The sequence below is a fragment of the Streptomyces sp. NPDC104106 genome (assembly GCF_055584345.1).
This window is the reverse complement of sequence record NZ_JBVJMF010000002.1, coordinates 326,580-347,498: the sequence shown is the minus strand read 5'-3', so window position 1 is coordinate 347,498 and position 20,919 is coordinate 326,580. Positions and strand designations below refer to the sequence as shown.

18 protein-coding genes and 2 pseudogenes are annotated in these 20,919 nt (G+C 73.6%); 10 read left to right on the top strand and 10 right to left on the bottom strand.

All coding sequences use genetic code 11. The annotated features are described in order from the left end of the window. Positions 1 to 2 precede the first annotated feature (2 nt). The 6 genes from ACZ60X_RS05515 (at position 3) to ACZ60X_RS05490 (ending at position 5,414) form a co-directional block, all read left to right on the top strand. Positions 3 to 1,337, top strand: a complete 1,335-nt coding sequence (locus ACZ60X_RS05515) for a sulfate adenylyltransferase subunit 1 (protein ID WP_469593606.1) — start codon at positions 3 to 5, stop codon at positions 1,335 to 1,337. Between the two features lie 222 nt (positions 1,338 to 1,559). Continuing rightward, positions 1,560 to 2,672, top strand: coding sequence for an aliphatic sulfonate ABC transporter substrate-binding protein (locus ACZ60X_RS05510; protein WP_469593604.1), 1,113 nt, complete (start codon positions 1,560 to 1,562; stop codon positions 2,670 to 2,672). Between the two features lie 35 nt (positions 2,673 to 2,707). After that, positions 2,708 to 3,487: an ABC transporter ATP-binding protein gene (locus ACZ60X_RS05505; protein WP_469593602.1), complete on the top strand. Its 780-nt coding sequence runs from the start codon at positions 2,708 to 2,710 to the stop codon at positions 3,485 to 3,487. Continuing rightward, positions 3,474 to 4,352, top strand: coding sequence for an ABC transporter permease (locus ACZ60X_RS05500; protein WP_469593600.1), 879 nt, complete (start codon positions 3,474 to 3,476; stop codon positions 4,350 to 4,352). Before ACZ60X_RS05505 ends, ACZ60X_RS05500 begins: the two co-directional genes overlap by 14 nt. Before the next feature lie 2 nt (positions 4,353 to 4,354). After that, positions 4,355 to 5,092, top strand: coding sequence for a sirohydrochlorin chelatase (locus ACZ60X_RS05495; RefSeq protein WP_469593597.1), 738 nt, complete (start codon positions 4,355 to 4,357; stop codon positions 5,090 to 5,092). 190 nt (positions 5,093 to 5,282) lie between these two features. Beyond that, the gene (locus ACZ60X_RS05490) at positions 5,283 to 5,414 is read left to right on the top strand and encodes a hypothetical protein (RefSeq protein ID WP_469593594.1); all 132 of its coding nucleotides are present in this window, start codon (positions 5,283 to 5,285) and stop codon (positions 5,412 to 5,414) included. Between the two features lie 183 nt (positions 5,415 to 5,597). Here ACZ60X_RS05490 and ACZ60X_RS05485 read toward each other — a convergent pair whose 3' ends face one another. From ACZ60X_RS05485 to mgt, 5 genes and pseudogenes are all read right to left on the bottom strand, one after another. After that, a complete protein-coding gene (locus ACZ60X_RS05485) occupies positions 5,598 to 5,894 on the bottom strand; it encodes a hypothetical protein (RefSeq protein ID WP_469593592.1) in 297 nt (98 codons plus the stop codon). Positions 5,895 to 6,461: 567 nt separating this feature from the next. Further along, a complete protein-coding gene (locus ACZ60X_RS05480; RefSeq protein ID WP_469593589.1) occupies positions 6,462 to 7,103 on the bottom strand; it encodes a mycothiol-dependent nitroreductase Rv2466c family protein in 642 nt (213 codons plus the stop codon). A 91-nt stretch (positions 7,104 to 7,194) separates the two neighbouring features. After that, positions 7,195 to 8,229 (bottom strand): ketopantoate reductase family protein, encoded by a 1,035-nt coding sequence (locus ACZ60X_RS05475; RefSeq protein ID WP_469593586.1) that lies wholly within the window; start codon positions 8,227 to 8,229, stop codon positions 7,195 to 7,197. A gap of 33 nt (positions 8,230 to 8,262) precedes the next feature. After that, positions 8,263 to 8,811 (bottom strand): DUF1697 domain-containing protein, encoded by a 549-nt coding sequence (locus ACZ60X_RS05470; protein WP_469593583.1) that lies wholly within the window; start codon positions 8,809 to 8,811, stop codon positions 8,263 to 8,265. A gap of 195 nt (positions 8,812 to 9,006) precedes the next feature. Next, a pseudogene (mgt, locus tag ACZ60X_RS05465) lies at positions 9,007 to 10,258 on the bottom strand (macrolide-inactivating glycosyltransferase). Positions 10,259 to 10,362: 104 nt separating this feature from the next. Between mgt and ACZ60X_RS05460 the strand changes: the two are divergent. Beyond that, entirely contained in the window at positions 10,363 to 11,226 is an 864-nt protein-coding gene (locus ACZ60X_RS05460) for a phosphotransferase enzyme family protein (RefSeq protein ID WP_469593580.1), read from the top strand. A 21-nt stretch (positions 11,227 to 11,247) separates the two neighbouring features. On the opposite strand, the gene ACZ60X_RS05455 is transcribed toward ACZ60X_RS05460, so the two are convergent. Both ACZ60X_RS05455 and ACZ60X_RS05450 read right to left on the bottom strand, forming a co-directional pair. Next, positions 11,248 to 11,973, bottom strand: a complete 726-nt coding sequence (locus ACZ60X_RS05455) for an exonuclease domain-containing protein (protein WP_469593577.1) — start codon at positions 11,971 to 11,973, stop codon at positions 11,248 to 11,250. Positions 11,974 to 12,075: 102 nt separating this feature from the next. Continuing rightward, complete coding sequence (locus tag ACZ60X_RS05450; protein ID WP_469593574.1) at positions 12,076 to 13,314, bottom strand: SAV2148 family HEPN domain-containing protein; 1,239 nt, start codon at positions 13,312 to 13,314, stop codon at positions 12,076 to 12,078. A 387-nt stretch (positions 13,315 to 13,701) separates the two neighbouring features. Between ACZ60X_RS05450 and glgX the strand changes: the two genes are divergently transcribed. Continuing rightward, positions 13,702 to 15,816, top strand: coding sequence for a glycogen debranching protein GlgX (gene glgX / locus ACZ60X_RS05445; protein ID WP_469593571.1), 2,115 nt, complete (start codon positions 13,702 to 13,704; stop codon positions 15,814 to 15,816). Positions 15,817 to 15,843: 27 nt separating this feature from the next. Here glgX and ACZ60X_RS05440 read toward each other — a convergent pair whose 3' ends face one another. Then, positions 15,844 to 16,578: an MFS transporter gene (locus ACZ60X_RS05440; RefSeq protein WP_469593565.1), complete on the bottom strand. Its 735-nt coding sequence runs from the start codon at positions 16,576 to 16,578 to the stop codon at positions 15,844 to 15,846. Between the two features lie 88 nt (positions 16,579 to 16,666). Further along, on the bottom strand, positions 16,667 to 17,182 hold the full coding sequence (locus tag ACZ60X_RS05435; protein WP_469593559.1) for a hypothetical protein: 516 nt from the start codon (positions 17,180 to 17,182) through the stop codon (positions 16,667 to 16,669). 185 nt (positions 17,183 to 17,367) lie between these two features. Here ACZ60X_RS05435 and ACZ60X_RS05430 point away from each other — a divergent pair, with 185 nt between their 5' ends. Then, entirely contained in the window at positions 17,368 to 17,538 is a 171-nt protein-coding gene (locus ACZ60X_RS05430; RefSeq protein WP_469593556.1) for a hypothetical protein, read from the top strand. Between the two features lie 125 nt (positions 17,539 to 17,663). Further along, complete coding sequence (gene treY, locus ACZ60X_RS05425; protein ID WP_469593553.1) at positions 17,664 to 20,024, top strand: malto-oligosyltrehalose synthase; 2,361 nt, start codon at positions 17,664 to 17,666, stop codon at positions 20,022 to 20,024. Here the strand turns inward: treY and ACZ60X_RS05420 are convergent. Continuing rightward, positions 19,948 to 20,648, bottom strand: a pseudogene (locus ACZ60X_RS05420) (LysR family transcriptional regulator substrate-binding protein); the annotation flags it as partial. The gene treY and the pseudogene ACZ60X_RS05420 sit on opposite strands and share 77 nt — an antisense overlap. Positions 20,649 to 20,919 lie beyond the last annotated feature (271 nt).

Below are 20,919 nucleotides of genomic sequence, written 5' to 3'. Positions count from 1 at the left end.
CCATGAGCACGACCGTCACCGAGGCGCTCTCGGCCACCACCCTGCTGCGGTTCGCCACCGCCGGCTCCGTCGACGACGGCAAGTCCACACTCGTCGGGCGGCTGCTGCACGACTCCAAGTCGGTCCTCGCCGACCAGCTGGAGGCCGTGGAGCGCGCCTCCGCCAGCCGCGGCCAGGACGCCCCGGACCTGGCCCTGCTCACCGACGGCCTGCGCGCCGAGCGGGAGCAGGGCATCACGATCGACGTGGCGTACCGCTACTTCGCCACACCCCGGCGCCGGTTCATCCTGGCCGACACCCCGGGCCATGTGCAGTACACCCGCAACATGGTCACGGGTGCCTCCACGGCCGAGCTGACGGTGATCCTGGTCGACGCGCGCAACGGCGTGGTCGAGCAGACCCGCAGGCACGCGGCCATCGCGGCCCTGCTGCGCGTCCCGCACGTCGTGCTCGCCGTCAACAAGATGGACCTCGTCGACTACCAGGAGACCGCCTTCGCCGCGATCGCCGAGGAGTTCACGGCGTACGCGACCGAGCTGGGGGTCCCGGAGGTCACCGCGATCCCGATCTCGGCGCTCGCCGGTGACAACGTGGTGGAGCCGAGCGCGAACATGGACTGGTACGGCGGCCCGACCGTGCTGGAGCACCTGGAGACGGTGCCGGTCAGCCACGACCTGGCGCACTGCCACGCCCGGCTGCCCGTGCAGTACGTGATCCGGCCGCAGACCGCCGAGCACCCCGACTACCGCGGCTACGCGGGCCAGATCGCGGCCGGCACCTTCCGGGTCGGCGAGGAGGTCACCATCCTGCCGTCCGGCCGGACCACGAGGATCTCCGGCCTCGACCTGCTCGGCGAGCCGGTCGAGGCGGCCTGGACGACGCAGTCGGTGACCGTCCTGCTCCAGGACGACGTGGACGTCTCGCGCGGCGACCTGATCGTGCCGACGAAGGACGCCCCGGCCACCACCCAGGATGTCGAGGCGACCGTCTGCCATGTGGCCGACGCCCCGCTGACCGTCGGGCACCGGGTGCTGCTCAAGCACGGCACCCGGACGGTCAAGGCGATCGTGAAGGACATCCCGTCCCGGCTCACCCTCGACGACCTGTCCCTGCACCCGCACCCGGGACGGCTCGTCGCCAACGACATCGGCCGGGTGAAGATCCGTACCGCCGAGCCGCTGCCGGTCGACTCCTACGCCGACTCGCGCCGCACCGGCTCCTTCATCCTGATCGACCCGGCCGACGGCACCACGCTGACGGCGGGCATGGTCGGCGAGTCGTTCGCCGCCCCGGAGCCGGTCAAGGACCAGCCCGACGAGGACGGCTGGGACTTCTGACCGTGAACTTCCCCGATTTCTACTCGACGTTCGCCAAGGAGGGCGGCCGGGTCGGCAGCGGCGCCCTCGGCAGCGGACAGGGCGGAGTGGCCCGATGTGTGCGCTGACGTACGCGCACCGCTCGCGCGCCCGCACCCCCCACCGCCGTAGACGAAGACCTGCCGACCTCCCGGCCACGACCTGACAGGCGTGACCGCCGGGCCAACGAGAGGAACACCTCCCGTGCCTGCCAACCGCCGCTCGAAGCTCTTGCGTCGCGGCATAGCCGTGACGGCCGCGCTCCCCCTGCTCACCCTCGCCGCCTGCGGATACGGCTCCCAGGCCAAGACCGACGACACCGCGAAGGTGGCCGCCGGTGCGAAGAAGATCGACGGGCTCGACTCCGTCAAGATCGGCTACTTCGGCAATCTGACGCACGGCACCGCGCTGGTCGCCAACCAGAAGGGCTTCTTCCAGAAGGAGCTGGGCGCGACCAAGGCCGACTACGCGATCTTCAACGCCGGTCCCTCCGAGATCGAGGCGCTGAACTCCGGGTCCATCGACATCGGCTGGATCGGGCCCTCCCCGGCGATCAACGGCTACACCAAGTCGAACGGCAAGAGCCTGAAGATCATCGGTGGTTCGGCGTCCGGCGGGGTGAAGCTGGTCGTCGACCCGAAGAAGATCACCTCCCTGAAGGACGTCAAGGGCAAGAAGATCGCCACGCCCCAGCTGGGCAACACGCAGGACGTGGCGTTCCTCAACTGGATCGCCGAGCAGGGCTGGAAGGTCGACGCACAGAGCGGCAAGGGCGATGTGTCGGTCGTCCGCACCGACAACAAGGTGACCCCGGACGCCTTCGCGAACGGCTCCGTCGACGGCGCCTGGGTGCCGGAGCCGACCGCCTCGAAGCTGGTCGCCGAGGGCGGCAAGGTGCTGCTGGACGAGTCGTCGCTGTGGCCGGACAAGAAGTTCGTGATCACGAACATCATCGTGCGGCAGTCGTTCCTGAAGCAGCACCCGAAGGCGGTCGAGGCCGTGCTGAAGGCCTCCGTCGAGGCCAACAAGTGGATCAACGCCAACCCGGACCAGGCCAAGGCGGCGGCGAACAAGCAGCTGGCGGCCGACTCCGGCAAGGCGCTGCCGGCGAAGGTCCTCGACCCGGCGTGGAAGTCGATCGTGTTCACCGACGACCCGCTGGCCTCCACGCTCGGCACCGAGGCGCAGCACGCCGTGCAGGCCGGCCTGCTCAAGCAGCCCGACCTGAAGGGCATCTACGACCTCACGATCCTCAACAAGGTCCTCAGGGCCGAGGGCGCGAGCACGGTCGACGCGGCCGGTCTCGGCACGAGCTGACGCAGGTCTCGACCAGTCCCCAGGAGGTGACGACCATGGCCACGACCTTCGCCAAGGCCGCCGAAACGACCGAGTACGCGGCGCGCCTGGAGCATGTCTCGAAGTCCTTTCCGACTCCGGGCGGGCAGCAGCTCGTCCTGGACGACATCAGCCTCGATGTCGCTCCGGGCGAGTTCGTCACCCTCCTGGGGGCCTCGGGCTGCGGCAAGTCCACGCTGCTGAACCTGGTGGCCGGGCTCGACCGGCCCTCCACCGGCGCCATCACGACGGACGGGCGTCCGGCCCTGATGTTCCAGGAGCACGCGCTGTTCCCGTGGCTGACCGCGGGCAAGAACATCGAACTCGCCCTGAAGCTCAGGGGAGTTCCCAAGCCGGAGCGGCGCGAGCGGGCCGAGGAGCTGCTCGCCCTGGTCCGGCTGAAGGGCGCGCACGGCAAGCGGGTCCACGAGCTGTCGGGCGGTATGCGCCAGCGCGCCGCGCTGGCCCGCGCGCTCGCGCAGGAGAGCAACCTGCTGCTGATGGACGAGCCGTTCTCGGCGCTGGACGCCATCACCCGCGACGTCCTGCACGACGAGCTGACCCGGATCTGGGCCGAGACCGGCCTGTCCGTTCTGTTCGTCACGCACAACGTGCGCGAGGCGGTCCGGCTCGCGCAGCGGGTCGTCCTGCTGTCCTCCCGGCCGGGCCGGATCGCGCGCGAGTGGCGCGTCGGCATACCGCAGCCGCGGCGCATCGAGGACGCCCCCGTGGCCGAACTGTCCCTTGAGATCACCGACGTACTGCGGGGGGAGATCCGCCGTCATGGCCAGCACTGAGACGACACCGGCCCAGGATGCCGGGAGCGTCGAGGCGGGCCTCGACGCGCTGGAGACCACCACCACCGGGCGCCCGCCGCTCCGGCAGACCCTGGTCAACAAGATCCTGCCGCCGATCGTCGCGATCGCGGTGGTCCTGGCGGTGTGGGCGCTGCTCTACCCGGTCGTCGACAACCCGACCAAGCTGCCCTCGCCGGCTGCCGTCGGCGACGCGTTCAAGGAGGCCTGGCTCCAGGGCACGCTGCTCGGCTACATCTGGACGTCCGTGTCGCGCGGACTGCTGGGCTTCGCGCTCGCCCTGCTGATCGGCACCCCCCTGGGGCTGCTGGTGGCGCGGGCGAAGTTCGTGCGCGCGGCCATCGGCCCGATCCTGTCCGGACTGCAGTCGCTGCCGTCGGTGGCGTGGGTGCCGCCGGCGGTGATCTGGCTGGGCCTGAACAACTCGATGATGTACGCGGTGATCCTGCTCGGCGCGGTGCCGTCCATCGCCAACGGCCTCGTGTCCGGCGTCGACCAGGTGCCGCCGCTGTTCCTGCGCGCGGGCCGCACGCTGGGCGCGACCGGGCTGAAGGGCGTCTGGCATGTGACGCTGCCCGCCGCGATGCCCGGCTATGTGGCGGGTCTCAAGCAGGGCTGGGCGTTCTCGTGGCGCTCGCTGATGGCCGCCGAGATCATCGCGTCCTTCCCCGATCTGGGCGTCGGGCTGGGCCAGTTGCTGGAGAACGGCCGCAACGCCAGCGACATGGCGATGGTGTTCGAGGCCATCCTGCTCATCCTGTTCGTCGGCGTCGCGATCGACCTGGTGATCTTCAGTCCACTGGAGCGGTGGGTGCTGCGCAGCCGCGGTCTGCTGGTGAAGGGCTGAGCATGCGCGCCCCGGTTCTTCTCGTCGTCGCCCACGGCAGCCGTGACCCTCGGCACGCGGCGACCGTGCACGCCCTGGTGGAGCGGGTGCGGTCGCTGCGGCCGGGGCTGCGCGTGGAGACCGGGTTCCTGGACTTCAACGTGCCGTCCGTGCACAGCGTGCTGGAGTCCCTGGCGGCGCAGGGGGTGCGGGACGTCGTCGCCCTCCCCCTGCTGCTGACGCGCGCCTTCCACGCCAAGGCCGACATCCCGGCCGTGCTGCGCGAAGCCCCGGCGCGGCTGCGGATCCGGCAGGCGGACGTGCTCGGCCCGTCTCCGCTGCTGCTGTCGGCGCTGGAACGGCGCCTGTACGAGGCGGGCCTGACACCCGCCGACAAGCCCTCGACCGGGGTCGTGCTGGCCTCGGCGGGGTCCTCCGACCCGGAGGCGATCGCAGTGATCGCCGATATCGCGCGGGAGTGGTGGCACACCGGTTGGTGCGCCGTGCGGCCTGCGTTCGCCTCCGCATCACTGCCCCGCACCGAGGACGCCGTGGCCGAACTGCGCGCCCTCGGCTGCGAGCGGGTGGCCGTCGCGCCCTACGTCCTGGCCCCCGGCTTCCTGCCGGACCGCATCGCGCGGGGCGCGGCCGGGGCGGACGTACGGGCGGAGGTGCTGGGCCCGGCACCGGAGGTGGCGCGGGTCCTGCTGGAGCGCTACGACGCGGCCCGCCGGCCGGCGCTGGCGGCCCTGGGCGCCTGAGCGCACCGCCAGGCGAGCACGGCCCGTCGCGCACGGTTCGCCGCGCGGGTCCCGCCGCCGTCAAGGCCGCACACGGCTCGCTGCCGGAGGGGGCCGTCGCACCGGCCGCCATGACCTGCCGCACTTCCCACCGTCCGCGCAACCGGCCGGGGCCGCCGCGCTGCGGGAGGCCGGGCTGGGTGGCCGCACGGTGGCACTGGACGACCTGCTCGCCGACGGCCCGGCCGTGCGGGAAGAAGTGGCCGGGGCCGGCCTACCGCCGCACGGGCCCGTCGTGCCGGACCGCCGGGCGACGTACCCGGGCGGCCGGCCCGTCAGCTGAAGTACCCGGGCAGCTGACCCACCGCGCAGGGCACCCGGACGGCAAGCACCGGGAAGCATCCAGGTTCCGGGTCCGCCGCGCGAAGCGACCGGACGGCCGGCCTCGGGACGTGCCCGGGCGGGCCGGCCCGCCGTCCCGCCGCCCACGAGGGCCACGGTGGCCTGGCGGCGGGACGGCGGCCGGTCACAGATCGAGCGCGTGCAGGAGTTGCCGGGTGAAGGTGAGGCTGCCCGTGCCGGCGCCGGCCACGACGGCGACGCCCTCCAGCGCGGTGCGGATCCGTCCCCGGTTGGGGGGCAGGCCGTCCTCGGCGGACAGGGCCAGCTCGCGCTCGATGGTCTCGCCGTGCGGGACGAGCCCCGGGTACTCGGCCCGCAGTGCCCCGGTGAGCCGGTCCGCGACGGCCATGAGGGTTTCGAGGTCCGGTGGTCCGTCACTGATGCCCATGCGACCGTGGTCGCCGAAGTTGTAGCTGCTCATGCCTGTCCTCGTATCTGCCCCGAAGGAGCCGGTGGGGAAGGTGGGTTGGGGGTGCGGGAGCCGCCGACGTCACCGACGTCGCGGCGGCGCGTGTGCGACCGTACGCCGCGGTCGCGGGCCCGCGCAGGGACGATGCGGGCCCGGGCGGCACGTTGGTGCGGAGTGGGCCGAAAATCGCCACCCATCTGGGTGATCGGCGTCCGTTGACCAGGGCCTGCGAGCCGTTGACGCGCGGCGCCGGGCGCGGCCTCAGGGCGGGTGCCGGGGGCGGGCGGGTGGCACCGGTGACGTTGAAGGTGCCCTGCCCGTGCTGCCCGTGTCGTTCATCCCTCGCCCTCCGGCCGACCGCGCTCTTGACCCTAGGGACGGGCGGGCGGGTTTGTCGCGAGGTTCTCGGAGCCGGGCCCCCGCGGGGCGAGGACGTGGTACAGGGCTACCGGGTCCGGCGCTCCCCTGTGACGTCGGACCCGGTGGCTCTCCGTTCTGCGCCGGTCGCCGCCCGCGTGTCACACGTCCTGCGAACTCCGGGCTCTGCAGGGGCGTTTATCGGCCAATCCGGCGTCGAGGTCAGTCGAAGCGGAGGGAACCGGTGCGGGTGCGCTTGATCTCGAACAGGTCGGGGTGGCGGGCCAGTACCCGGAAACTGTCGAAGAGTTCGGCCGCCTCGGCGCCGCGCGGCACGGCGCGCAGCACCGGTCCGAACCACACCGTGCCGTCGACGTGGAGGGTGGGCGTGCCGACGTAGGCGCCCGTCTCCGGCTCGGCCCCGGCCTCGTGGCTGCGGCGTACGGCGTCGTCGTACGCCGGGTCGTGGGCGGCGGCCGCCAGGTCCGCGGGGAGCCCGAGTTCGGCCAGTGAGGCGGTGATCACCTCGTCGAAGTCCTTGATCCCGCGCTCGTGGATGCGGGTGCCGAACGCGGTGTACAGCTCGCGCAGCACCCCCTCGCCGTGCCGTTCGGCCGCGGCCACGGCGACCCGCACCGGGCCGATCGAGCGGTCCACCAGGTCCCGGTACCAGTCGGGGAGTTCGTTGCCGACATTGTGCAGGTACAGGCTCATCGCCCGGAACCGGAGGTCGAGCGGGCGCCGCCGTTCGACCTCCAGCAGCCAGCGGGAGGTGAGCCAGGCGAACGGGCAGGCCGGGTCGAAGAAGAAGTCGACCCGGGTGCGGGCGGGCTCGGTGGCGGCGGCGGTGTCGCTGTGCTTCATGACACGGACGCTAGTCGGTCATTGGTGCTCAATCCCGGCCCATTCGCCGCTTCTTTTCTTGGCCCAATTGGCTTGATCCCGACCTCGTCGGCTATCCCCGCGACGCCTGCTCCACCCCGCTCCGCTCCGCCTCGTCCGCCCTGCGCAGCAGCTCCCCGACCGGCATGGATCCGGCGGCCCGGTGCTCGCGGGCGAAGCGGCCCGCGAGCTGCTGGAGCAGTTCGTTCAGGGGGGTCGGTACGCCGTGCAGCCGACCGAGCAGGACGATCTCGCCGTTGAGGTAGTCGGTCTCGATGGTGCCGGTGCCCCGGGCGAGCGACTGCCAGGAGGAGGAGCCGCCGGCCGGTGCGCCCGGCAGCGGCACCAGGTTCACCTTGTCGCCGCGCGCCGCGCGCTGTTCCGCGTCGCCGGCGTACGCGATCCCGGCGGCGTCGAGCACGGCCTCGCCCTCGGCCCGCACGCGCGCGTACAGCCCGGAGCCGGTCTCGCGGGCGGCGGATCCGCTCACCGCCTCGATGGCGTTGCCGAGGTTGGCGAGCAGCTTGGCGTACTGCCAGCGGGCCACGTCCGGCACCACCGGTGCCGCGAAGCGGGCGTCCGCCAGGTCGGCGGCGACGCGGCGGGCGGTGCCGTCGGTGCCGTGCGGCAGGCGGCCGAGGTGCAGGACGCCGGTGAGCGGGCTGCCCGCGGCGGAGACGACACCGGGCTCCACGAAGGTCGAGGGCAGCCAGACGCAGACGCCGTAGACGTGCCGGAAGCGGCGCAGCGCGAGCCGGCCGCTCTCCACGCCGTTCTGCAGGGACACGAGCGGCAGTCTCCCGCCCGCCGTACCGCCGCCCGCCACCGGCGCCTCGGCCCAGGTCTCCAGGGCCGCGACGGTGTCCTGGGTCTTCACGGCGAGCAGGAGGACGTCGTCGGCGCGCAGTTCGCCGAGCGGACCGGGTCCGTCGACGACGGGCAGCCGGTACGTCGCCGGGCCTTCCGGTACGAGCAGCCGCAGCCCGTGTGCGTCCAGCTCCGCCAGGTGCTTGCCGCGGGCCACGAGGACGACCTCGCGCCCGGCCTGGGCGAGCCGCCCGCCGACGGACCCGCCGACCGCTCCGGCCCCGATGATGATGTAGCGCATGGGGCGAGCCTCGCACACCTGTGCCCCGCCGTGTCACGCCTGGGGAGCGGTCAACTCCACCAGTTTGAGTACGGTGTTCCAGTTCCGGCTCGTGGCGATCAGCCCCTTCGCCGGCTGCCGGCCCAGTGCCTCGGCGAGCTTGGAGCGGCCGACGCCGTCCGGGGCGTAGAGGTACAGGCAGCGGTCGCCGATCCGGAACTCCTCGGGCAGATGGGCGCCTTGGTCGATGCCGGCGTAGCGGTCCGGGGTGACGGGCGCGGAGAAGTACGTGACGTGCAGCTGCTTCGGCGCCAGGTCGGCGGCCGGAAAGGGGCAGGCCTCGGCCACGGCCTTCAGATAGGCGTGGTCGCGCACGAGCACGTCGACGGGGAAGCCGAAACGCTCCTCGATCGCCCGGCCGAGCTGTGCCGCCAGCGACTCCTCGTCCGCCCGCTCCGCACCGAACACGGCCTGCCCGCTCTGGAGATAGGTCCGCACGCCGGTGTGACCGAGGCCGGTCAGGAGCGTGCGCAGGTCGGCCATGGGCAGCTTCCTGGCGCCGCCGACGTTGATGCCGCGCAACAGCGCCGCGTAGGTCGTCATACGGCCAGCCTAGAACGGCCGTCGTGCCCCGTGGGGGTGGGCACGACGGCCGGGTCCGCGTGGGGGCGGACTGCGCGAAACTCTGGCCGATGGGCGGGGGCCGGAGCAACCTCTCCACGCAGCTGTGACTTGTTCAACAAGCTTTTGTATTCGCAAACCCGCGCGCTGGCGGCGGAACGGACATCCCTCGTCCGGTCAGCCCGTCGACGCGGCGCGGCTCGCGGGCAGCTCGGCCTCGATGAGGTCGGCCGCCCGGCGGGTGCCGCCCTCGTCGGCCATCTCCGCCTGGACGGTCTTCAGACGGCGGGCCACCTCCGGGTCGCCCACGAGGGCGAGGGCGGCCTCGCGCAGGCGGTCGGCGGTGGCCTCCTCGGTGTCCAGCCGCCGGGCGACGCCGAGGGACGTCAGCATGTCGGCGTTGCCGAACTGGTCGACGGCCTGCGGTACGGTGATCATCGGGGTGGCGGTGGCGAGGCCCTCCTGGCTGCCCCCGGCGCCCGCGTGGGTGACGAACAGGTCGGCCTGCTTCAGGATCGCCAACTGGGGTACCCAGCCGTGCACTTCGACGTTGGCCGGCACCTCGCCCAGCTCGGCGGCGGACACATGGCGGCCGACCTGGAGGACCAGGTGCCAGCCGGGGAGGCCCCCGAAGGCGCGGACGCACTCCCGGTAGAACCCGGGCTGCTTGGTGAACGCCGAGCCCAGGGACACCAGCGCGACCTTCTCGGCGCCGGCCGGGCGCTGCCAGTCGCCCTGGTCGGCGCGGTCGCCCTGACAGGCGCCGACGAAGCTGTGGACGCCTTCGTCGACCCGGTCGGCGTGCGGCTGGAGGGCCTTGGGGATGAGGACGAGCGAGCGGGTCGGGGCGATGAAGGAGTCCCATCCCTCGGTGATCCCGTTCTCGGCCAGCCAGGCGGCGAACCTCGCCTCGTAGGCCTGCCCGCGTTCGGTCTTCCTCGGCTCGGCCCACGTCGGCTCGAACACCTCCTCCTCGTACCCCTGCCAGGCCACGAGGTTGGGCGAGAGGGAGACCGCCGGGACGCCCCAGCGGTGGGCGAGGACGCGGGCCGGGTAGGAGGCGATGTCGTGCAGCACGAGGTCGGGCTCGTCGCCCGCGTAGGCCTCGATGAGCTGCGGCAGCGCCTGGACGGCGTCGTCCAGGAACGGCTCGACGTTGTCCAGCAGGGTGCTCCCCCAGGCCTCCGGGTCGGCGTCGGGTCCGGGCAGCGTGGAGGTGTACGGCACCGGCCGGGCCCCGGTCGCGGCCACCTTCTCGGCGAACACCGGCGGGATGGCGTACGTGACCCGGTGGCCGCGGGCGACGAGTTCCCGGATCACCTCCAGGCTGGGGTTCACATGGCCGTGCGCGGCGATGGAGAACATGGCGATATGTGCGGGCGTGGCGGTCATGACGTCGAGACTAGACGAGACGATACGTCTCGTCCAACGTTTTCCGGCGGGGACCTGTCGGGCGCCCCCGGCTGCCCGCCGTACCAGCCGACCAGTACGAATGCGAGACTGGCCGGGGAGATCGGAGCGCACGGAGGCACGATGGACGAGGCACGGGCACGTGACGTACTGGCCGCGGCGGGGGTGCTGCCGGGACCGGCCGGAGACGCGCGACTGCTCGCCCTCGGCGAGAACGCGGTGTTCGCCGCCGGTGACCTGGTGGTGAAGGTGGGCCGGGACGCCGAGCTGCTGGAGCGGGCCCGGCGCGAGCTGGACATCGCCGGCTGGCTGGCCGAGGCGGGCGTGCCCGCGGTACGGGCGGCCGAGCCGGAGCCGCGGCTGGCCGAGGGCCACCCGGTGACTGTGTGGCACCGGCTGCCGGAGCCGGTGCGGCCCGCCGAGCCGCGCGATCTGGCGGAGCTGCTGCGGCTGGTGCACGCACTTCCCTCTCCTCCTTTCCCCTTGCCGCCGCGGGAGCTGCTGGGCGGTGTCGAGCGCTGGCTGCGTCTGGCCGGTGACGCGATCGCCCCCGAGGACGCGGCCTTTCTGCGTGAACGCCGGGACGGTTTCGCGGCGGCCGCGGCCGCGCTGACGCCCCATCTGCCGCCGGGGCCCATCCACGGCGACGCGCTGCCCCGCAACGTGCACATCGGGCCGGACGGGCCGGTCCTGGTCGACCTGGAGACCTTCTCGGCCGACCTGCGCGAGCACGACCTGGTGGTCATGGCCCTCTCCCGTGACCGGTACGGGCTGTCGGCCGAGGCGTACGACTCCTTCGCCGAGGCGTACGGCTGGGAGGTGCGGGAGTGGGCGGGCTGCGCGGTACTGCGCGGCGCCCGCGAGACGGCCAGCTGCGCCTGGGTGGCCCAGCACGCCCGGAGCAATCCGAAGGCGCTGGCAGAGTTCCGGCGGCGGGTGGCGTCGTTGCGGCACGGGGACGAGACGGTGCGGTGGTATCCGTTCTGACCGCGCCGTAGGCGCCGGCGGCTAAGCGGGCCGGCTCGCGGCCAACTCCCGCAGGGGCCACGTCCCGTCCACCACCGCGCCCGCGTCCCCCTTGCGCCGCAGGAACGCCTGGAGGTCCGCCGCCCACTCGGCGTACCACCCGATCTGGCGGGCGTGCAGGTCCGCCGGTGCCAGGGACGCGATCTTGGGGTGGCGCTCGGCTATCGCCCCGGCCAGGCGGGCCGCGGCCAGGGCGTCGGCCGAGGCGTCGTGGGCCCGGTCGAGGACTATGCCGTACTCGACGCAGACCGCTTCCAGGTTCCGCTTGCCGCGGCGGTAGCGGTCGGCCCAGCGGTCGATCGTGTAGGGGTCGATGACCGGGGCGGGGGCCTGGCCCCCCAGGCGGTCCGAGAGGGACGGCAGGGCGTGGCGGCGCAGTTCGGCGGAGAGCAGCGTGAGGTCGAAGGCCGCGTTGTAGGCGACGACCGGGACGCCCGCCTTCCAGTACCCGGTGAGGGCCTCGGCGAGGGCGTCGGCCACCTGGTCGGCGGGCCGGCCCTCGGCGGCGGCCCGCTCGGTGCTGATGCCGTGCACCGCCACCGCGTCGGCCGGGATCTCCACGCCCGGATCGGCCAGCCACTCCCGGCGCCCCACGGGCTCCCCCGCCCTGACCTCGATCAGCGCGCCGGTGACGATGCGCGCCTCGCGCGGATCCGTGCCGGTCGTCTCCAGGTCGAAGCCGATCAGCAGCTCACGGTGCCAGCCCATGGCGGGCCCCCCTTCTCGGTGGTGCTTTCCCCCAGTGGCCTCCACCCTCGCACGCGGCACTGACAATCCGAGTCCCGCATTCCGCTTACCGGATCGGACAGTTCAGGACACTGGCCGCGAATCAGCCCAGGACATCTCGAATTCCTCCCGGTATGTCGGGAAGAGTCCGGCTTCGCCGACATCATTCGACTTGACCAGCTTGCCGCCGTTGCGGAGGACCAGCACCGGTGACTCCATGCCCCGCGCGCCGCGCAGATAGGACTGCACCACCGCGATGCCGTCGGCGCCGTCGCCGTCCACCAGGTAGGCGGTGAAGCGGGGCGTCTCGTCGTACACCTGGATCTCGAAGGCGCCCGGGTCGCGCAGGCGCGAGCGCACCCGGCGCATGTGCAGGATGTTCATCTCCACCGAGCGGCTCAGCTCGCCCCGCTTCATGCCCAGCTCGCGCTCGCGGCGCTTGACCGCGCTGGAGGCCGGATTGAGGAACAGCAGCCGGATCCGGCAGCCGGACTCGGCCAGGCGGATCAGGCGGCGTCCGGAGAAGTTCTGCACCAGCAGGTTGAGCCCGATGCCGATGGCGTCGAGGCGGCGGGCGCCGGCGAACAGGTCCTCGGCGGGGAACTGGCGCATCAGGCGCACCCGGTCGGCATGCACGGCGACCACGTCGGCGTACCGGTCGCCGACCAGGTCCTCGACCGCGTCCACGGGCAGCCGGCGCGCGGAGGGCACGTCGCCGCCCGCGCCGAGCGTCTCCAGCAGCCGCGCCGAGGCCCGCTCGGCCTGGCCGAGCACCGCCTCGGACAGGGCGCGGTTACGGGAGACGACGTTGCGGGTCACCTCCAGCTCGTCCAGGGCGAGTTCGAGGTCGCGGCGCTCGTCGAAGTACGGCTCGAAGCAGGGCCAGTGCTGCACCATCAGCTCGCGCAGCTGCGGCAGCGTCAGGAAGCTGAGGACGTTGTCGTCGGCCGGGTCGAGCAAGTAGCCCTTGCGGCGGCTTACTTCGCGGACGGCGACCGCGCGCTGCACCCACTCCTGACCTGCCGGACCGGCCGCGGCGACCACCCAGTCGTCGCCGTGGACGGGTTCGTAGACGGGCCGCAGCACGGCGGCCACGACCGCGCGCAGCCGCTGTTCGACGAGGTTCAGCCAGATGTAGGCCCGGCCGGCCCGCTGGGCGCGGGTGCGCACCTCGCGCCAGGCGTCGGCGTCCCAGTCCAGCTCCGGCCCGATGGACCCCGCGTCCATCGGCCGGGCCAGGGACACCGCGCCGGGCGGGACGTCTGCGGAGTTCCCCTCGTGACCCTCGTCACCAGGGGGCAGCTCCAGCCCTCCCGAGCCCACCCGTGCACCGCCTTCCGCCCCCGGGGCCTCACCCGTCTCAACGATCAAGGAAGGGTACTCCGGGAGCGGTGGGCGGTGCAGCCGGATGGACAGGTCGGTAGTCCAACTGTTTTCCTCAACTCCAGCCATGCCAATGGCCGTTCCGTGACCCGGTGTCACCCGGAGTGAGCGGATTCATAGCCCGGGCGTCCGGCGGGGTGCCGCCGGGGTCCGGCCCGGGTGCCGTCGGGGCTGGTCGCGTGCGCCGGACGGGGGCAGGCGCGGTGCCGGAGGGCCGGTGCGGACGGCCCCCGGCACGCTCCCGGGGCACGGGAGGTTTCGTCACTTTCGGGAGACTCGGGAGCCGTCACGCCCCGGCCGGGCGGTACACCTGTCAGAGTCGTCTGCATGCAGGTCTGGCCTGGAGAGGCGTATCCGCTCGGCGCCACCTATGACGGCGCCGGAACCAACTTCGCGGTCTTCACGGAGGCCGCGGACCGAGTAGAGCTGTGTCTGCTGCACGACGACGGCTCGGAGACGGCGGTGGAACTGCGCGAGAGCGACGCGTTCGTGCGGCACGCGTACGTGCCGGGCGTGATGCCGGGACAGCGCTACGGGTTCCGCGTGCACGGCCCGTACGACCCCGCGCGCGGGCTGCGCTGCAACTCCGCGAAGCTGCTGCTCGACCCGTACGCGAAGGCGATCAGCGGCTCGATCCGGTGGGGCGAGGAGGTGTACGGCTACCACTTCGGAGCGCCGGAGCGGCGCAACGACCTGGACTCGGCGCCGCACACCATGACCTCGGTGGTGATCAACCCCTACTTCGACTGGGGCGACGACCGGCCGCCGCGCACGGAGTACCACCACACGGTCATCTACGAGGCCCACGTCAAGGGCCTGACCATGCGTCATCCGGGTCTGCCGGAGGAGCTGCGCGGCACGTACGCGGCGCTCGCCCATCCGGCGATCCTCGAACACCTGACCACGCTCGGGGTGACCGCCCTGGAGCTGATGCCCGTCCACCAGTTCGTCAACGACCACCGGCTCGTCGACCTGGGCCTGAGCAACTACTGGGGCTACAACACCATCGGCTTCTTCGCCCCGCACAACGCGTACGCCTCCTGGGGCGACCGCGGCCAGCAGGTCCTGGAGTTCAAGTCCGCGGTCCGGGCGCTGCACGAGGCCGGGATCGAGGTCATCCTGGACGTCGTCTACAACCACACGGCCGAGGGCAACCATCTGGGTCCGACGCTGTCCTTCAAGGGCATCGACAACCCGTCGTACTACCGGCTGACGGACGACCGCCGCTACTACATGGACACGACGGGCACCGGGAACTCCCTGCTCATGCGGTCCCCGCACGTGCTCCAGCTGATCATGGACTCACTGCGGTACTGGGTCACCGAGATGCACGTCGACGGCTTCCGCTTCGACCTCGCGGCGACGCTCGCCCGGCAGTTCCACGAGGTGGACCGGCTGTCGTCGTTCTTCGACCTGGTGCAGCAGGACCCGGTCGTCTCCCAGGTGAAGCTGATCGCCGAGCCGTGGGACGTCGGCGAGGGCGGCTACCAGGTGGGCAACTTCCCGCCCCTGTGGACGGAGTGGAACGGCAAGTACCGCGACACGGTCCGGGACCTGTGGCGGGGCGAGCCGCGGGCGCTCGCGGAGTTCGCCTCGCGGCTGACCGGCTCCTCCGATCTGTACCAGGACGACGGCCGCCGTCCGCTGGCCTCGATCAACTTCGTCACCTGCCACGACGGCTTCACGCTGCACGACCTCGTCTCGTACGACCAGAAGCACAACGAGGCCAACGGCGAGGACAACCGGGACGGCGAGAGCCACAACCGGTCCTGGAACTGCGGGGTCGAGGGGGAGAGCGCCGATCCGGACGTGCTCGCACTGCGCACCCGGCAGATGCGCAATTTCGTCGCCACGCTCATGCTGTCCCAGGGCGTGCCGATGATCAGCCACGGCGACGAGTTCGCGCGCACCCAGCGGGGCAACAACAACGCCTACTGCCAGGACAGCGAGCTGGCCTGGGTGCACTGGCCCCCGGACGGGGACGAGGGGGAACTGCTCGCCTTCACGCGCGCGATGGCGCGGCTGCGCAAGGAGCACCCGGTCTTCCGCCGCCGGCGCTTCTTCCACGGCCGGGCGGTGGAGGGCACACACGACGCGCTGTCCGACATCGCCTGGTTCACCCCGGAGGGTTCGGAGATGACCCAGCGGGACTGGGACTCGGCGCGGGCGTCGGCGCTGACGGTGTTCCTCAACGGCAACGCCATCTCGGAGCCCGGCCCGCGCGGGGAGCGGGTCACCGACGATTCCTTCCTGCTGATGTTCAACGCCTCCCCCGAACCGCTGGAGTTCCTGGTGCCGGTCGACCACGGCCGCCAGTGGCAGGTGGTCGTCGACACCGCCCGCCTGGACGGAGTACCGCCGGGGACCGGGGAGAAGGTCGCGGCGGGCGACCGGCTCACCCTGCCGGACCGCAGCCTGACGGTGTTGCAGCGGCCCGCCTAGCGGCCGGCACGGCGGCGTGCGTGGCGGTCAGGGCGTCGTACCGGCCCGTTCGCCGGCCACGCGCGCGTGGAGGGCGTCATCGGTCCGCTCGGCGTGGGCCGTCGGGCGGGCCGTGAGCGCGATGACGAACGTGAGCGCGGCCGCCGCGCTCGCCGCCGCGAAGGCCGCCGCGGGGCCGTAGGCGTCGGTGAGGCGGCCGGTCACGGCGACCGAGACGGCCTGCCCGCCGACGAGGGCGCTGGTGGCCACCGCCATCGCCTCGGCGAGCCGGTGCGGCGGCACGGCGCGCTCGGTGAGGCCGGACACGGTGATCAGGTGCGGCGCATGGGCGACGCCCAGCACGGTGACCACGGCGTACAGGGCGGGCAGGCTGTGCGTGCGCAGCAGGGGCAGCGACAGCACGAGCGCGGCGGCCGTGGCGAGGCGCCGGCGCAGCGGCAGCCCGAAGCGGGCGGGTACGGCGGCCATGCCGAGCCCGGCCGCGGCGCTCATCACCCCCATGGCGGCGTACACGAGCCCCGCCTGGTCCTCCTGCCCGAGCCGGTCCGTTAGCCGGTCCGTGAGCGCGGTGATCCCGGACTGGCAGGCCCCGAACATGGCACCCTGCAGGGCGAGCGCGGCCCGCAGGGCGTGCACGCAGCCGGGCATGCGGGCGCAGGCGCTTGCGTCGCGCGCGTGCGGGTCGCTGTCCGCGGGCTGGACGGCGTCCCCGGGACGGGCGGGGTCCCTGCCTGGGGGCGCGCCGACGGCATGCGGACGCACGGGGTCCGCGTCTGTGGTGATGGCGGCGCCACGCGCGCGTGGACGGTCCCGGCTCCCGGGCGTGGCCGTGACAGACGCCTGCGCGGGCTCACGGTCCCCGGGTGCGGCGGTGGCTGGATCGCGGTTCCCAGATGCGGCCGTGGCAGGCGCAGGGGCAGGAGCCCGGTTCCCGGACGCGGCAGTGGCAGGCGCAGGGGCAGGAGCCCGATTCCCGGACGCGGCAGTGGCAGGCGCAGGGGCAGGAGCCCGATTCCCGGACGCGGCAGTGGCAGGCGCGGGGGCAGGAGCCCGGTTCCCGGACGCGGCAGTGGCGGGCGCGCGCGGGGGGCTGGTCCGCCGCGGCGGCACGCGGGCGGGAGCGGTGCGGGGGCGCGGACAGGGCCGTCGGGTGCAGGGCGAAGGCGGTGCCGCAGAGGGCCACGAGCATCGCCGCGCCGCCCATCGCGTACGCCGGATGGGCGAGCACGGAGGCGAGTCCGACCAGGGCCGGGCCGAGGACGAACGACATCTCGTCGAGGGTGCTCTCGAAGGACAGCGCGGCGCCGACCGTGCTCTCGGCGGCGCCCGCGCGGCGGGCGAGCGCGATCAGACGGGCACGCGCCAACGGGCCCACCCAGGGGCACGGTACCGCCCGCGGCGGCCCCCAGGAGCGCCAGGACGGCCGTGGGCACGCCCGCGAGGGCGCCGGCGACCAGGAAGGCCATCGCGAGCGCGTTGGCGAGCGAGAACGCGAGGACGACGCCGCGCTGCCCGTGCCGGTCCGCGAGCCGCCCCACCACCGGCCCGCACGTGACCTGGCCGAGCGCGAGCGCCCCGCCCGTCAGCCCGGCGGCGGGCAGGGAACCGCTCGTCCGGGCGACGAGCAGCACGCTGCCGAACGGGATGGTGGCCGTCGGCAGCCGTCCCAGGAACGACACGCACGGCAGCAGCGGCCCGGTCAGGCCGATCACCTGGCGGTAGGTGTCGCGCGTGCGGCGCCGGCCCGCTCTCCCCGTGGTCCCCATCGCTCGAAGCCAGCCACGCGCGCGTGGGGGCGTGCAGGGACCGATGACACGAAACCGGGCAGTCTGGGTACGTACGATTCCATGACCCCTGCGCGCCCCGGGCCACAGGTGCCCACCGCCACCTACCGGCTCCAGCTCCAGCCCGCGTTCCCGTTCGCCGCCGCCGCGACGGCCGTACCGTACCTTGCCTCGCTCGGCGTCTCGCACCTGCACCTGTCCCCGGTCCTGGAGGCCGTGCCCGGCTCCCCGCACGGCTACGACGTGGTGGACCACGCGCGCGTGCGCGAGGAGCTGGGCGGTGAGGAGGGGCTGCGGGCCCTGGCGCGGGCCGCGCGGGAGCACGGCCTGGGCCTGGTGGTGGACATCGTGCCGAACCACATGGCGATGACCCCCCGGCACAACCGCGCCCTGTGGGAGGTGCTGCGCCAGGGACCCGCCTCGCCGTACGCGCGGTGGTTCGACATCGACTGGGAGGCCGGGGGCGGTCAGCTGCTGCTGCCGGTGCTCGGCGGCCCGCTCGACGCGGAGCGCGGGCAGCTCGTCGTCGAGGGCGACGTGCTGCGCTACCACGACCACGCCTTCCCGCTCCGCCCGGGCACCGAGTGCCTGCCGCTGCCCGAGCTGCTGGACGCCCAGTGGTACCGCCCCGCCTGGTGGCGGCTGGCCCGCACGGAGCTGAACTACCGGCGCTTCTTCAGCATCTCGGAGCTGATCGGGGTGCGCGTGGAGGACCCGGAGGTGTTCGACGCCACCCACGCCAAGATCCTCCAGCTGCTGCACGAGGGTGTCGTCGACGGGCTGCGCGTCGACCACCCCGACGGGCTCGCCGACCCCGACGGCTACCTCGCGCGGCTGCACGAGGCGAGCGGCGGGCGCTGGACGGTGGTGGAGAAGATCCTCGCCGACGGCGAGCGCCTGCCGCCGTCCTGGCCGGTCGCGGGCACCACCGGGTACGACGCGCTGCGCCAGGTCGACGGCCTGTTCACGGACCGGGACGGGGCCGCCGAACTCCTCGGGGCGTACCGGCGGTTCGCGGCCCCGCAGACCGACCGGGGCGGCGACTGGGCGGCCACGGTGCGCCGGGCCGCCTACAAGGTGCTCACGCACGAGCTGGCCGCCGAGACGGACCGGCTCACCCGGGTGGCCGCGCGGCTGTGCGCGTCCTCACCGGATCTCTCACTGCGCGACCGCGCGCCCTGGGCGCTGCGCACGGCCCTGGTGGAGCTGCTGGTCCGGATGCGGGTGTACCGGCCGTACGCCTCGGGCGACCCGGCCGCCGTCGTCACCGAGGAGGCCGCCGACGAGGCCCGCCGGGCCTTCGTCGTGCCCGAGGAGGCCGGGGCGGTGGACGCCGTACGGCGGCTGCTGGTGGGGGCGGGCGAGAGCGCGGCCGGGGAACTGCGCACGCGGTTCGCGCAGACCGCGTCGGCGCTGCGCGCCAAGTCGGTGGAGGACACGGCCTTCTACCGCTATGTGCCGCTGCTGTCGGCGAACGAGGTGGGCGGCGATCCCGGCCGGCCGGGCGTGTCCCCGGAGGAGTTCCACGCGTACTGCGCGCGCGTGCAGCGCGACTGGCCGGTCACCGGCACGGTCGTCACCACGCACGACACCAAGCGCAGCGCCGACGTCCGCGCGGCGCTGGCCGTGCTGACCGAATGCCCCGCGCGGTGGGCCGAGTTGCTGGCGGAGGTGACGCTGCCCGAGGAGGGCGTGCCGGACGGGCAGCTGGCCTGGGCGGCCTGGCAGACGGTGTTCGGGCTGGGTCCCACGGACGAGGAGCGCGGCGAGGAGCGGGTCCGGGCCGCGCTGCTGAAGCATGTGCGCGAGGCGGGCCTGTACACCAGCTGGACGGAGCAGGAGCCGCCGTACGAGGAGGCGGTGGCCGCCTTCGTCGCGGCCGGGCCGTGCGGACCGCCCGCCGAGCGCGTGGCCGGGTTCCGCAAGGTGCTGGAGCCGCACGTCCGGGCCAACGTCCTCGGTACCGCGCTGGTCCATCTGACGATGCCGGGGGTGCCGGATGTCTACCAGGGCACGGAGGGCGAGTACCGGGCGCTGGTGGACCCGGACAACCGGCGTCCCGTGCCGTTCCCGCCGCAGGCCCCCGGCGAGAAGGAGGCGCTGACGGCGGCGGCACTGCGGCTGCGCGCCCGGCGGCCGGACGCCTTCGGCGCGACGGCGTCGTACGCCCCGCTGGCCGCCGAGGGCCCCGCGGCCGCCCACTGCGTGGCCTTCGCGCGTTCCGGTGAGGTGGTCACCGCGGTGACCCGGCTGTCCCTGCGCCTCGCGGAGGCGGGCGGCTGGCGCGACACCCGGCTGCCGCTGCCGCCCGGCCGGTGGGCGGATGTACTCGCGCCGGAGCGGGTGTTCACCGGGGACGCGCGCGTGGCGGACCTTTTCGCGCGGCTTCCCGTGGTGCTGCTGGAGCGGGCGGGTGCGGGGTGAGGGCCGCTCGGGCGGGCCGCAGGGGGCCGCCGGTGGGCCAGGTGGCGCGCAGGAGGTCCGTGAAGGCCTCGGCGGCGCCGGCCGGCGGCACGCGCGTGTAGACGGCCAGGGCACGCTTCCAGCCCGGGTCGGGGGTGAGGATCGCGCAGTCCTCGCCCACGGCGCCGCGCACCACGTCGGTCGACGACACGCACACGCCGACGCCGGCGGCGGCCATGCGTACGGCGGTCGACGCGTGCTCGGTCCACACGGCGCTCTCGGGCCTGAACCCGGCCTGCGCGCACGCCCAGTCGAGGAAGCGCTCGCCGTGCACGACGGGCTCCAGCGCGCACCGGACCCAGGCGCGGTCGGCGAGTTCCGGCAGCGTCACCGTCGCACGGCCCGCGAGCCGGTCGTCGAACGACACCACCACGACCAGTTCCTCCTCGCCGACCGGGACGACGGTGCCGCGCGGGTCGGCGGGGTGCGGGCCGAAGGCGAGGTCGGCGGTGCCGCGTTCCACGGCCTCCTCGAGCGCTTCGGCGGTGGCGTACTCGTGCAGCCGCAGCAGCACCCGGGGATGGGCCGCGCGCCAGCGGGCGAAGACTCGGGCAGGACGCCGACGGCGAGCGAGTGCAGGGTCGAGGCGCATCTGGCGCACGCGGGCGTGCGGGTGGTGCGGCCGCGGACGTGGCCCGGCACGTGCACGCGCACCCGACGCTGTCCGAGGCGGTGGGCGAGGCGTTCCTGACGCTCGCGGGGCGTGGCCTGCACCAGCAGTGAGCCCACGGCACACAGCGCCCGGTCCGCGACCCGTCACGCGCGACCGGGCGCCCCCGGGAGCCACCCCCGCCGTCTGCTTGACAGTTCACCGATCCCGTGCGGGACTGGGAGGGCGAAGCCGGGCGGAAGAGTC